Origin of the sequence: Streptomyces sp. NPDC050546 (assembly GCF_044457425.1) — a bacterium.
Lineage (GTDB): Bacteria > Actinomycetota > Actinomycetes > Streptomycetales > Streptomycetaceae > Streptomyces.
Genome location: NZ_JBITGX010000001.1, coordinates 934,453 through 946,536 on the forward strand (window position 1 = coordinate 934,453; position 12,084 = coordinate 946,536).

Consider the following 12,084-nt stretch of genomic DNA (forward strand, 5'->3'; position numbering starts at 1 on the left):
ACTTCGTTGCCATCCGGCCGCCACGCTGCCGGCGTCCCCACGACACCGCGAGTTCGCCGCGACCCGGGCCAGCACGCCCGCCGGGCGGCGCTCGTGCCATCGGCAACCGCACATCAACCCCGACCTGGCCTCCTGGACGCAGCCTCGCACAGGCACGTCCGGGAACCGCTCCCGGAGGCTGTGATGACCCCGACCGCAGGAAACCGACTGGATGACGCGCCCCTGTCGCGCTTCCACAAGAAACTCGCGCTGTACTCCTCCGGAGGCCCGTTCCTCGACGGCTACGTCCTGAGCATCATCGGCGTCGCCATGACGCAGATAACGCCCCAGCTGGACCTGTCCGACTCCGCCCAGGGCCTGATCGGCGCGTCCGCGCTGATCGGGATCTTCCTGGGCGCGTTCCTGGGCGGCTGGCTGACGGACAGGTTCGGCCGGCAACTGCTCTACACCATCGACCTGATCGCCATCATCGTCTGCTCCGTCGCCCAGTTCTGGGCCTCCGACCCGGTGTGGCTGTTCGTCCTGCGGCTGCTGATCGGCATGGCGGTCGGCGCGGACTACCCCATCGCCACCTCGCTGCTGGCCGAGTTCACCCCGCGCCGCTACCGGGGTCCGCTGCTGGGCGGACTGGTCGTCATGTGGTTCGTCGGCGCCGCCACCGCCTACATCGTCGGCGAGCTCCTGCTGTCCGTCGGCGACGACGGCTGGCGGTGGATGCTGGCCAGCGCCACACTGCCCGCCACGGTCATCGTGCTGCTGCGCCACGGCACGCCCGAGTCCCCGCGCTGGCTGGCGAACAAGGGCCGCGTCGAGGAGGCCGAGGCCGTACTGAAGCAGGTCTACGGCCCGGACACCACGATCGCCGATCTGCCGGACGAGGCGGAGGAGCGCGAGAACGTCGACATCAAGGCGATCCTGCGGTCCGGCTACGGCGGGCGGATGCTCTACATCTCCGTCTTCTGGACCTGTTCCATCGTGCCGCTCTTCGCGATCTACGCCTTCGGGCCCAAGATCCTGGACGCGCTCCAGCTGGAGGGCGGGCTCGCCAACATCGGCGAGGCCATGATCACCGTGATGTTCCTGATCGGCTGTGTGATCGCCCTGCTCGGCGTGAACCGTATGGGCCGGCGGCCCCTGGTCATCCACAGTTTCGTCTGGTCGGGTCTGGCCCTGCTGCTGCTCGGCATCTTCCCCGACGCCCCGTCGGGCGTGATCATGACGCTGTTCGCCCTGTACGCGGTCATCATCGGCGGCACCCAGATCCTCCAGTGGATCTACCCGAACGAGCTGTTCCCGACGGAGGTGCGGGGCTCCGCGGTAGGCCTGGCCTCCTCGGTCAGCCGTATCGGCGCCGCCGTCGGCACCTACCTCGTGCCGATGGCCCTGACCGGCTGGGGCGTCGGCGGCACCATGCTCGCGGCCGCCGCCATCAGCCTCCTCGGCGCCGTCGTCTCGGTCTTCTGGGCGCCCGAGACCCGGGGCATGGCCCTGCACGAGGCCGCCGCGCTGACTCCGCGGGGCGACAGGCCCGTCGGCCGTCCCGCCAACGCATGACCGTCCGCCCGCGCCCTCGCCACCCGGTGAGGGCCCGGGCGGGCCCCGCATCCTCACCCCGCGACCGTGCTGGAGGGCACCGATGAAGGACGTAGTGATCGTGGGCGGCGGCATCGCCGGACTGGCCGCCGGCTGGCGCCTGCGGCACTGGGACACGCTCCTGCTGGAGTCGGAGGGCAGGGTCGGCGGCCGCATCCGCTCCGAGCGCCGCGGACCGTACTGGCTCAACTGGGGCGGGCACGTCTACGCCGGGGGCGACTCGGCGACGGCATGGCTGCTGAACAGCACCGGTGTCGATGCGGTTCCGGTGCCCGGCTCGCTGGCCGGGCTGTCGATGAACGGCAAGCTGCTACTCAAGGGCCGGGTGGAGAGCTATCCGTTCCGCATCCCGATGCCGATGGCGGCACGGGTCGGCATGGTCAGGGCGGGCGCCAAGGTCGCCCTGTCGGTGGCCCGTTACGCCCGGGTCGTACAGCGCCGGCGGGGCGAGAGCGCGGCCCAACGCCAGCAGCGCGTCTACGACTTCATGAACGACCGGTCCTTCAAGGACTTCATCGGCGACCTGCCCGAGGACGCCGAGGCCCTGTTCAAGCCCACGGTGACCCGCTCGGCCGCCGACATCGACCAGCTCTCGGCCGGCGCCGGCGTCGGCTACTTCAGCCTGGTGTGGAACATCGGCGGCGGTCTCTCGCAGAGCATCCTCGGCGGCCCGTCCACCCTCACCGAGCGCATCGCCGCGTCCCTGGCCGGCAGGGTGCGGCTGAACGCGACCGTCGACGAGATCGTGCGGAAGAACGGCTCGGTCGTGGTCCGTTACCGGCAGGACGGCGCCGAGCGGGAGGTCGAGGCGCGCTGCGTGGTCCTTGCCACGCCCGCGACCGTCAGCCACCGGGTCGCGGTCGACCTCGACCGCGACGTCCGCGAGGCGCTCTCGCAGATCGTCTACGGCCCCTATGTGAGCGCGGCGTTCCTCAGCGACGAGACCGGACGCCAGGTCTGGGACGACGCCTACGGCATCGCGACCCCGAAGCGGTCCTTCAACGTCGCGCTGAACATGTCGAACGTCGTGCACGGTTACGAGCGGGAACGCCGGCCGGGCAGCAGCATCATGACCTTCTCGCCGGGCAGCCTGGCGCGCGATCTGCTCCAGCACGACGACGACAAGATCCGGCAGATCTACCTCGACGATCTGGACCAGGTACTGCCCGGCTTCGCCGACCGGGTCGTCGAGGCCGAGGTGCAGCGCTGGCCCACCGGAGCGCCCTACTGCTTCCCCGGCCGCGGGAAGCTCCAGCAGACGCTGACCCGCCGCACCGGCAGGGTCCTCCTGGCCGGTGACTACCTCGGCACCCTCTACACCGAGACCGCGATCCAGACCGGTCTGTCCGCCGCGCAGGAGGCACAGAGCCTGCTGGCCACCGACCGGCAGTCCGTCCCCCGTCCCGCCCCCAGCTTCACCTGAGGAGTATCCAGAGATGTCGTCACAGCTGAGCGGTGTCCTGACCGCCCTGGCCACGCCGTTCGCACCGGACGGGGAGATCGACGAGAAGACGCTGCGCCGCCTGGTCGACCGCAGCGTCGACGGCGGGGTCGACGGCGTCGTCGCCTGCGGATCGACCGGCGAGTTCGCCGCGATGAGCGGGACGGAACGCCGCCACCTGCTGGAGACCGTCGTCGACCAGACGGCCGGGCGCGTGCCCGTGATCGCCCAGACCGGCGCGCTGAGCACCAGGGAAGCGGTCGCACTGTCCCGGCACGCCCAGTCCGCCGGCGCCTCCGTCCTCATGGTCGTCGCCCCGTACTACGAGCCGCTCACACTGGAGGAGACGCTGCGCTATCTGCGCACGGTCGCCGACGCCGTGGACATTCCGGTCATGCTCTACAACCTGCCGGGCGCCACCGGGGTGAATCTCTCGCCGGACACCGTCGGGCAGCTCGCCCGCGAGGTCGACAACATCCGGTACATCAAGGACACCAGCGCCGACATGGCCCAGGCCGGGCAGCTGATCCACCGCCACGGCGACGTCATCTCCACCTTCGTCGGCTGGGACAGCCTCCTGCTGACCGCCGTCTCCGAGGGCGCCGCCGGTGTGATGGCCGGGACCGCGAACGTGATGCCGGCCGAACTCGTCTCGATCCACCGCGCGTTGCGGGCCGGCGACCTCGGCCGGGCGCGAGCGGAGTGGGCGCGGATCTACCCGCTGATGGACGCGATCATGTCCGCTCCGTTCATCCCGGCGATCAAGGCCGCCCTGGACGCCACCGGTTTCCCGGCCGGAGCTCCCCGGGAGCCGCTGCTCGGCCTCGACGCGGCCACGACCGCGCGGATCTCCGCTCTCGTCCAGGAACTTCCGCGCCTTTCCGAAGGGGGCAACTGATCATGACCACCACCGCCCATCACACAGGAGCCGGGGTCCGGCGCGCGGCGGACGCGCCGCCCCTGATCACCTCGGCCGACCTCCCTCCGGCCCGGCACTTCGTCGACGGCGCGTTCCTCGACGGCGCGCCCGAGCGGCTCATCGACGTGGTCGATCCGAGCACGGAGGAGGTCATCGCCCGGGTTCCCGAGGGAACCGCCGAGGACATCGACCGCGCGGTCGCCGCCGCGGTGGCGGGCAAGGACCGCTGGGCCCGGCTGGTCCCCAGGGAGCGCTCCGAGGTGCTGCACGCCGTCGCGGACCGGCTGGCCGGGCACACCGACCTCCTGGCCCGGCTTGAGTCGGCGAACACCGGCAAGCCCCTCGCGGTGTCCAGGGACGACGTCGGGATGACGATCGACACCTTCCGCTTCATGGCCGGGGCCGTGCGCGCGAGCACCTCCATGGCGGCCGGGGACTACGCCGAGCACCACCTGTCGGTCATCCTGCGGGAACCACTCGGGGTGATCGGCGTGATCACACCGTGGAACTACCCGCTGCTCATGGCGGCCTGGAAGCTCGCACCCGTTCTAGCCGCCGGCAACACCCTGGTCATCAAGCCGTCCGAGCAGACCCCGCTGACCACGCTGAAGTTCGCCGAACTCGTGGCCGATCTGCTGCCGCCCGGCGTGCTGAACGTCGTGAACGGCCACGGCGCGGTCGCCGGCGCCCGGCTCGCCGAGCACCCGGACGTGAACATGATCGCCCTGACCGGCTCGGTCGCCAGCGGTCGAGCGGTGGCCCGGGCCGCCGCCGGCAGCCTGAAACGGGTGCACCTCGAGCTCGGCGGCAAGGCACCGGTCGTGATCTTCCCGGACGCCGATCCGGCCGCCGCCGCGTCGGCACTGCGCGTCGCGGGCTTCTGGAACGCGGGCCAGGAATGCGGGGCCGCGTGCCGCGTCCTCGTCCACGAGTCGATCGCCGGGGAGTTCGTCGAGCGGCTCGTCGGCGAGGTCCGGACCCTGGCGGTCGGCGAACCGCGCGCCGGTGAGGACATCGAGGTCGGCCCCATGGTCTCCAGGGCCCACTTCGACCGGGTCACGGGCTTCCTGGAGCGTGCGAAGGCCGAAGGCGTCCGCGTGGCGGCAGGAGGCGGGGCACTGGAGGGGCCGGGCTTCTTCGTGGCCCCGACCGTGCTGGTCGACGTCCCCGAGGGGGCCGAAGCCGCCCGGGAGGAGATCTTCGGCCCGGTCATCACGGTCGAGACCTTCACCGAGGAGGAGGAAGCGGTCCGGCGCGCCAACGACGTCCCCCTGGGCCTGTCGGCCTCCGTCTGGACCGAGAACGCCCGCCGCGCTCACGCCGTCGCCGCGCGCCTCGACTTCGGAACCGTCTGGGTCAACTCCCACCTCGTGCTCGCGAGCGAGGTCCCCTGGGGCGGCTTCAAGGGCTCCGGCTACGGCCGGGACCTGTCCGTCTACGCCCTGGACGACTACACGCGCACCAAGCACGTCATGCACAACCACGAGCGCTGATCCACCCCGGCGGGAGTCGCGGTAGCGGGCGCCCTGCGGGGGTACCCGCCTCCGAATACGGTCAAATAAGAACAGAAAGGTCATAGAACAGGTCGGGATCACCCGCGGAGGCACCGTGGAGGGACGCGTACCGGAAGATCTCGCGGTCGTCGTCGACGCCCGTGGGGCGATCACGGCCTGGAGCGACGGCGCGCGCCGCCTGCTCGGCTACGACGCAGACGAGATCGTGGGCCGGGCCGTCGGCGGACTGCTCGCCGCCGACCTCCCGGAATCCACGCGGCACCATGTGGCCGAGGGGCAGCGGTGGGCCGGTGAGGTGGCCCTCCGGCACCGGGACGGCCACCGTGTCGTGGTGCAGCTGCGGGGAACGCCCCTCGCGGCAGCCGGCCGCGGGCAGCTCTGGCTGGTGACCGGCACCGCACCGGCGCACACGGCGCGGCGGGCCGAGCCCGGCGCCCTGGCCCTGTGGGACCTCACGCTCTCCCAGCTCCCGGTGCCGGTGGCGGTCTACGACCTCCAGGCCCGGCTGGTGGCCGCCAACGAGATCATGACCCAGGTGATGGGCCGGACCGAGGAGGAGATGAAGGGCCTGACCCTGTGGGAGATCCACCCCACCTGGCCCTTCGACGCGTACGACCGCCTCCAGCGTGAGGTCCTGCGCACCGGCGAGATGATCTTCCACGAGGAGCACGGCCTGGCCCCGGGCGAGACCCGGCCGCATGCCTGGTCCATGTACATGTCGCCGCTGAAGGACGAGACCGGCACGGTCCAGGGGCTGTCCGCGACCGTCTTCGACACCACGGAGCAGTCCTGGGCCCGCCGCCGGCTTGCCGTGCTCAACGACGCCAGCCTCCGCATCGGAACCACCCTGGACGTGGCCCGGACGGCGGACGAGCTGGCCGAGGTGGCCGTGAGCGGGTTCGCGGACTTCGTCACCGTGGACCTGCTGGAGTCCGTCGCCCTGGGTGACGAGCCGGAGCCGCTGCCGCTGGACGCGCCGGTCACCGTGCGGCGCACCGCGCAGCGGTCGGTGCTCAAGGGCTGCCCGGAGTCGGTGATCCCCTCGGGCGGGACGACGCTCTACCCCGTGGACACGCTGCCGGTGCGGACGCTGGTCGCCGGCCGGGGCACCCGGCACCAGCCGGGGGATCCGGGGATGCGGGAGTGGATCAGGTCCTCGCCCGCCCGCGCCGAGTCCGTGGCCAAGCACATGATCCACTCGGTGATGATGGTGCCGCTGCGCGCCCGGGGCGTGACCCTGGGCCTGGTGCACTTCCTGCGGCACCGGACTCCGGAGCCGTTCAGCGAGGACGACCTGCTGCTCGCGGAGGAGATCGTCGCCAGGGCGGCGGTGAGCGTGGACAACGCCCGCCGCTACACCCGGGAACGCCGTACGGCACTGGCGCTCCAGCGCAGTCTGCTGCCCGACCGGCCCCCGGAGCTGGCGGCGATGGAGGTCGCCTACCGCTATCTGCCGACCGGTTCAGGAGCGGACATCGGCGGCGACTGGTTCGACGTGATCCCGCTGTCCGGTGCCCGGGTCGCCCTGGTCGTGGGCGACGTGGTGGGCCACGGTATCCACGCGTCGGCCACGATGGGCCGGCTGCGGACCGCCGTGCGGACCCTCGCGGATGTCGATCTCGCCCCCGACGAGCTGCTCACCCAGCTGGACGACCTGGTCCTCCGGCTCGACCGGGAAGAGGGCCCGGAGGTGCGCGGGCGGTCGGCTGAGGCGTCGGGGCAGGTCGGGGCAACCTGTCTGTACGCCGTGTACGACCCGGTGTCCCGCCGCTGCACCATGGCCCGCGCCGGGCATCCACAGCCCGCCCTGGTCACACCGGACGGCTCCGTACGGTTCCTCGACCTGCCGGCCGGACCGCCGCTGGGCCTGGGCGGCCTGCCGTTCGAGGCGATCGAGGTGCGGCTGGAGGAGAACAGCCTGCTCGCCCTCTACACCGACGGGCTGATCGAGGCCGCCGCCCACGACATCGAGGTCGGGCTCGGACTGCTGCGCCAGGCGCTGAGCAGCCCCGCCGACACGCTGGAGGAGACCTGCGACCGGGTGCTGCGGACCGTGCTGGCGGGCCGTTCCGCCGACGACATCGTGCTGATGCTGGCCCGGACCGCCGCGCTGGGCGCGGACCAGGTGCACACCTGGCAGCTGCCACCGGACCCCGCCGCCGTGGCCCGGGCCCGCAAGCTGGCGGGCGGACAACTGGCCGCCTGGGGACTGACGGAGGCGGCGTTCACGACGGAACTGATCGTCAGCGAACTGGTCACCAACGCCCTGCGCTACGGCGGCGCCCCCATCGAACTGCGGCTGATCCGCGACTCGACCCTCATCTGCGAGGTGTCCGACGGCAGCAACACCGCACCCCATCTGCGCCGGGCCCGCGTCTTCGACGAGGGCGGACGCGGCCTGCTCCTGGTAGCCCAGCTCTCCGACCGCTGGGGCACCCGCCAGACCGCCACGGGCAAGACCATCTGGGCGGAACAGCCGCTGCCGGCCGAGACGTCCGGCTGACCCGGACGACCCCGCGTCTGCGGCGTGATCCAAACGACAGGCCCTAGTTCCGCCGCTCCCCCGCGTCGCGTACCGGGACGCCGGCATCGAGGTCGCTCTCGGTGTGCGTCACGAAGTCGTCCACGAGCCGGTGGAAGAGCACCGCGAGCTGCCGCAGTTCCTCGGGGGACCACGCCGCCAGGGCCAGCTCCATGCCCTGACGGCGCACCCGTCGCATGCGATCGGCGGCGGCCAGACCGGCCTCGGTGAGCCGGACGCGCTGGGCGCGCCGGTCGTCCGGGTCCGGGACGCGGGTCACGTAGCCGGCCCGCTCCAGTCGCCGTAGCTGCCGGGTGACGTGGGACGCCTCCACCGACAGCCGGGCCGCCAGCACCCCGGGCCGCAGCGGCTCGCTCTCGGCGATGTGCCGCAGGATCGCCGCGGCGGCCCGGTCCAGCGAGAGTCCCGACTCGGCCATCAGACGCTCGTGCTGCCGGGCCCGGCCGGCCAGGTAGGTGATGCGCGTAAGGGCTTGCTCGATCTCGGCCAGGGCCGTCGGGGCGGGCTCCGCCACGGGATGCGGTGTGGGCATGGATCCCACCCTAAAAAAGTTGCTTGACTTAGGCAAGGAGAATCTGCTTGCCTAAGTCAAGCAACTGCGCTTCCCCGTCGTTCCCGGAGGCTTCCATGTCCCACCCCGTCGCCCACCACGCGAAGACCGGATCACCCGCTCCGCCCAGATCGAACGCCGTGGTCGGGGTTCTGGCCTTCGCCGGCATCGTGGTCTCGCTGATGCAGACCCTGGTCATCCCGATCGTTCCCGAGCTGCCGGGATACCTGCACGCCTCCCCCTCGAACGCCGCCTGGGCGATCACCGCCACCCTGCTGGCCGCCGCCGTCGCCACTCCGGTCGTCGGCCGCCTCGGCGACATGTTCGGCAAGCGCCGCATGCTGCTCGTCAGCATCGTGCTGCTGGTGTCCGGCTCGGTCGTCTGCGCCCTGAGCGACTCGCTCGTCCCGATGATCGTCGGCCGGACGCTCCAGGGCCTGGCGGCGGCCGTCGTACCGCTCGGCATCAGCATCATGCGGGACGTCCTGCCCGCCGAACGGCTCGCGGGCTCCACCGCGCTGATGAGCGCCTCCCTGGGCGTCGGCGGCGCCCTCGGACTGCCCGCCGCCGCCTTCATCGCCGACCGCTACGACTGGCACACGCTGTTCTGGATCTCCGCCGCCCTCGGTGTCGTCGCCCTGGCGCTCCTGGTGCTGATCGTGCCCGAGTCGAAGGTCCGCACCGGCGGCAGCTTCGACCTGCCCGGCTCCCTCGGCCTGTCCGCCGCACTGGTGTCCCTGCTGCTGGCCGTCTCCAAGGGCGGCGACTGGGGCTGGACCAGCGGCACGACCCTGGGTCTGTTCGCCACCGCGGTCGTGGTCTTCCTGCTGTGGGGACGGTACGAACTGCGCACCGCCCAGCCGCTGGTGGACCTGCGCACCACCGCCCGCCGCCAGGTGCTGTTCACCAACCTCGCCTCGGTCGCGCTCGGCTTCTCGATGTTCGCCATGTCCCTCGTCCTGCCCCAGGTCCTCCAGCTGCCCGAGCAGACCGGCTACGGACTGGGCAAGTCCATGCTGGCCGTCGGTCTGATCCTGGCCCCGCAGGGACTGGTGATGATGGCCATGTCCGCCGTGTCCGCCGCCCTCACCAAGGCGAAGGGCCCCAAGGTCACCCTGATGATCGGCGCGGTCGTCGTGGCCGCCGGGTACGGACTGAGCATCGGGCTGATGTCCGAGGTCTGGCACATCGTCCTGGTCGCCTGTGTCATCGGCGGCGGAGTCGGCTTCGCCTACGGGGCCATGCCCGCCCTGATCATGGGCGCGGTGCCGGCCTCCGAGACGGCGGCGGCCAACAGCCTCAACACCCTGATGCGCTCCATGGGAACGTCGTTCGCCAGCGCCCTCGCCGGCGTCATCCTGGCGCAGCTGACGACCGGCTTCGGGGGGCACACCCTGCCCTCCGAGAACGGCTTCAGGACCGTCATGGCACTCGGCGCCGGCGCGGCCCTCCTGGCCTTCTTCCTCGCCTCGTTCCTCCCGCGCCGGCAGGCCGCCGCCGCGGCGGACCAGCAGGCCGCGGCCCCCGCCGAACCGGCGGAGGTCTCCGGGGCGCGCTCCTAGTGCGCAGCAGCCCAGGCGCCGGCCTCCGGACGGCCGTGGTGTAGCCCGCTGCACCCCCGGTTCGGGAGCGCGCTCCCTCGTCGCGGCACGCGGCGGACGGGATCGTGGTGAGCAGGCCGGAAACGCCGGACCCACCCCTTTCTCCCCCCGCATTCCAACCCGAGAGGTACCTCCATGTCCGCGCTCCTCACCACCGTCAAGTCGTTCGTCGCCGACCTGCTGCTCTGGAGCTTCTTCACCGTCGGTCTCGGCGCCGCCCTGGGCGCCGGCGCCGTCCTCGACGGAACCCAGAAGGACGTGGCGACCGTCGCCGGGTCCGCCGTCGCGCTCGTCACCGGTACGCGGCTCGCGAAGAAGCCGAGCATCAAGGGCTTCCTGTCCAAGCCGGGCACGCAGTGGTTCTTGTTCCTGTTCAACGGCGGTGCGGCCGTGGCGATGTACTTCGCCCTGGACGGCGTGAAGGGAATCGCCGCCGCTGCCGCCATGGGCCTCGTCTCGCTCGGCGCGGCCGGCGGGATCGTCGCCGACTACCGTGCCGCGGCCCGCGCCTGAGACACCGCGACCCGCCGCCGAGTGACCTGAGTCACGTCAGCTCGAGGTCAGGGAGCTGACCGGAAGCCGTCAGCCCGCTCCGCTTCCATACCGATGCCCGAATTCCGCCCCTCCCCACCCCACATCACCGAGGAGACGTCATGTCCGATGCCCTGTCCTGCCCCGTCACCGGCGCCACCGGCGCGTTGCCCGAGTACCCGCTGCCGCGGGCGGCGGAATGCCCGCTGGCTCCGGCCCCTGTCGCCCAGGAACTGCGGGACGAGAAGCCGATCACCAAGGTGCGGATCTGGAACGGCAGCACGCCCTGGCTGGTCACCCGGCACGCCGACCAGCGGGCCCTGCTGCCCGACTCCCGCGTCAGCGACGACGACCTCGACCCCGGTTTCCCGTACGTCAACGCGCACCGGGCGGAGATCGCGCCGATCACACCGCGGCTGATCACGAACACGGACGCCCCGGAGCACACGCGGCTGCGGCGGACCGTCAACGGCCCGTTCGTGGTCAAGCGCATCGAGAAGATGCGGGAGCCGGTCCAGAAGATCGTCGACGAGCTCGTCGACCGGATGCTCGCCGGCCCCAACCCGACCGACCTGCTCACGGCCCTGGCGCTGCCGGTGCCCTCGCTGGTGATCGCCGAGCTGCTCGGAGTGCCGTACGAGGACCACGACTTCTTCCAGCGCAGCAGCGGCCTGGTCCTGGACAGTTCGGCGGCCCCGGAGGAGGCCAGGAAGGCCAGCGGCGCGCTGGCCGCCTACCTGGACAACCTCATCAGGCTGAAGACGGCCGACCCGGAGGACGACGTGCTGTCGGAGATGGCCGGCCGCGTGCAGGCCGGCGAGATGACGCACACCGAGGCCGTCCACATGGGCGTGGCCATGCTGATCGCCGGTCACGAGACGACGGCGACGATGATCAGCCTCGGCACCCTCGCCCTGCTCCAGCACCCCGGCCAGCTCGCCCTGCTGCGCGAGAGCGACGACCCGAAGCTGGTCGCGAACGCGGTCGACGAGGTGCTGCGCTATCTGTCCATCGTCCAGACCGGCGTGCGCAGGGTCGCCAAGGACGACATCGAGATCGGTGACGTCGTCATCCGCAAGGGCGACGGCATCATCTTCGACCTGCACGCCGCGAACTGGGACCCGGAGGTCTTCCCCGAGGCCGAGCGCCTCGACATCACCCGCCCGGCCCGTATCCACCAGGCGTTCGGCTACGGCCCCCACCAGTGCCTGGGCCAGAACCTGGCCCGCCTGGAGCTCCAGGTCGTCTACGGCACGCTCTACCGCCGCGTCCCGACCCTGCGGCTGGACGCGGCGGTCGAGGACCTGGAGTTCGACCACACCGGGACGACCTACGGCGTGCACAGCCTGCCCGTGGCCTGGTGAACCCTCCCTCTCCCCTCCTGAAGGAACAA

At 71.7% G+C, this 12,084-nt stretch carries 9 protein-coding genes; 8 read left to right on the forward strand and 1 reads right to left on the reverse strand.

Features of this window, described 5'->3' with window-relative positions; translation table 11 throughout:
* Nucleotides 1–183: 183 nt before the first annotated feature.
* The 5 genes from ACIBK5_RS04090 to ACIBK5_RS04110 all read left to right on the forward strand — a co-directional run bounded on the left by ACIBK5_RS04090 (nt 184) and on the right by ACIBK5_RS04110 (nt 7,970).
* Entirely contained in the window at nt 184–1,554 is a 1,371-nt protein-coding gene (locus ACIBK5_RS04090) for an MFS transporter (RefSeq protein ID WP_399015900.1), read from the forward strand.
* A gap of 82 nt (nt 1,555–1,636) precedes the next feature.
* Entirely contained in the window at nt 1,637–3,016 is a 1,380-nt protein-coding gene (locus tag ACIBK5_RS04095; protein ID WP_399015902.1) for an NAD(P)/FAD-dependent oxidoreductase, read from the forward strand.
* Between the two features lie 13 nt (nt 3,017–3,029).
* A complete protein-coding gene (gene dapA / locus ACIBK5_RS04100; protein WP_399015904.1) occupies nt 3,030–3,932 on the forward strand; it encodes a 4-hydroxy-tetrahydrodipicolinate synthase in 903 nt (300 codons plus the stop codon).
* Nucleotides 3,933–3,934: 2 nt separating this feature from the next.
* Entirely contained in the window at nt 3,935–5,446 is a 1,512-nt protein-coding gene (locus tag ACIBK5_RS04105) for an aminobutyraldehyde dehydrogenase (protein WP_399015907.1), read from the forward strand.
* A 115-nt stretch (nt 5,447–5,561) separates the two neighbouring features.
* A complete protein-coding gene (locus tag ACIBK5_RS04110; protein ID WP_399015910.1) occupies nt 5,562–7,970 on the forward strand; it encodes a SpoIIE family protein phosphatase in 2,409 nt (802 codons plus the stop codon).
* A gap of 43 nt (nt 7,971–8,013) precedes the next feature.
* Here the strand turns inward: ACIBK5_RS04110 and ACIBK5_RS04115 are convergent, their stop codons facing one another.
* Complete coding sequence (locus ACIBK5_RS04115; RefSeq protein WP_399015912.1) at nt 8,014–8,541, reverse strand: MarR family winged helix-turn-helix transcriptional regulator; 528 nt, start codon at nt 8,539–8,541, stop codon at nt 8,014–8,016.
* Between the two features lie 95 nt (nt 8,542–8,636).
* Here ACIBK5_RS04115 and ACIBK5_RS04120 point away from each other — a divergent pair, with 95 nt between their 5' ends.
* The 3 genes from ACIBK5_RS04120 (at nt 8,637) to ACIBK5_RS04130 (ending at nt 12,055) form a co-directional block, all read left to right on the forward strand.
* Nucleotides 8,637–10,121 carry an MFS transporter gene (locus tag ACIBK5_RS04120; protein WP_399015915.1) on the forward strand — a complete coding sequence of 495 codons (1,485 nt, stop codon included), beginning with the start codon at nt 8,637–8,639 and terminating at the stop codon, nt 10,119–10,121.
* A gap of 174 nt (nt 10,122–10,295) precedes the next feature.
* Nucleotides 10,296–10,673 (forward strand): hypothetical protein, encoded by a 378-nt coding sequence (locus ACIBK5_RS04125; RefSeq protein ID WP_399015917.1) that lies wholly within the window; start codon nt 10,296–10,298, stop codon nt 10,671–10,673.
* A gap of 140 nt (nt 10,674–10,813) precedes the next feature.
* Nucleotides 10,814–12,055, forward strand: coding sequence for a cytochrome P450 (locus tag ACIBK5_RS04130; RefSeq protein WP_399015919.1), 1,242 nt, complete (start codon nt 10,814–10,816; stop codon nt 12,053–12,055).
* Nucleotides 12,056–12,084: the final 29 nt, after the last annotated feature.

What these genes read in the sequence shown, in the direction of transcription:
- ACIBK5_RS04090 (WP_399015900.1), top strand. Translation starts at nt 184, where the DNA reads ATGACCCCGACCGCAGGAAACCGACTGGATGACGCGCCCCTGTCGCGC.
- ACIBK5_RS04095 (WP_399015902.1), top strand. Translation starts at nt 1,637, where the DNA reads ATGAAGGACGTAGTGATCGTGGGCGGCGGCATCGCCGGACTGGCCGCC.
- dapA (WP_399015904.1), top strand. Translation starts at nt 3,030, where the DNA reads ATGTCGTCACAGCTGAGCGGTGTCCTGACCGCCCTGGCCACGCCGTTC.
- ACIBK5_RS04105 (WP_399015907.1), top strand. Translation starts at nt 3,935, where the DNA reads ATGACCACCACCGCCCATCACACAGGAGCCGGGGTCCGGCGCGCGGCG.
- ACIBK5_RS04115 (WP_399015912.1), bottom strand. Translation starts at nt 8,541, where the DNA reads ATGCCCACACCGCATCCCGTGGCGGAGCCCGCCCCGACGGCCCTGGCC.
- ACIBK5_RS04120 (WP_399015915.1), top strand. Translation starts at nt 8,637, where the DNA reads ATGTCCCACCCCGTCGCCCACCACGCGAAGACCGGATCACCCGCTCCG.
- ACIBK5_RS04125 (WP_399015917.1), top strand. Translation starts at nt 10,296, where the DNA reads ATGTCCGCGCTCCTCACCACCGTCAAGTCGTTCGTCGCCGACCTGCTG.
- ACIBK5_RS04130 (WP_399015919.1), top strand. Translation starts at nt 10,814, where the DNA reads ATGTCCGATGCCCTGTCCTGCCCCGTCACCGGCGCCACCGGCGCGTTG.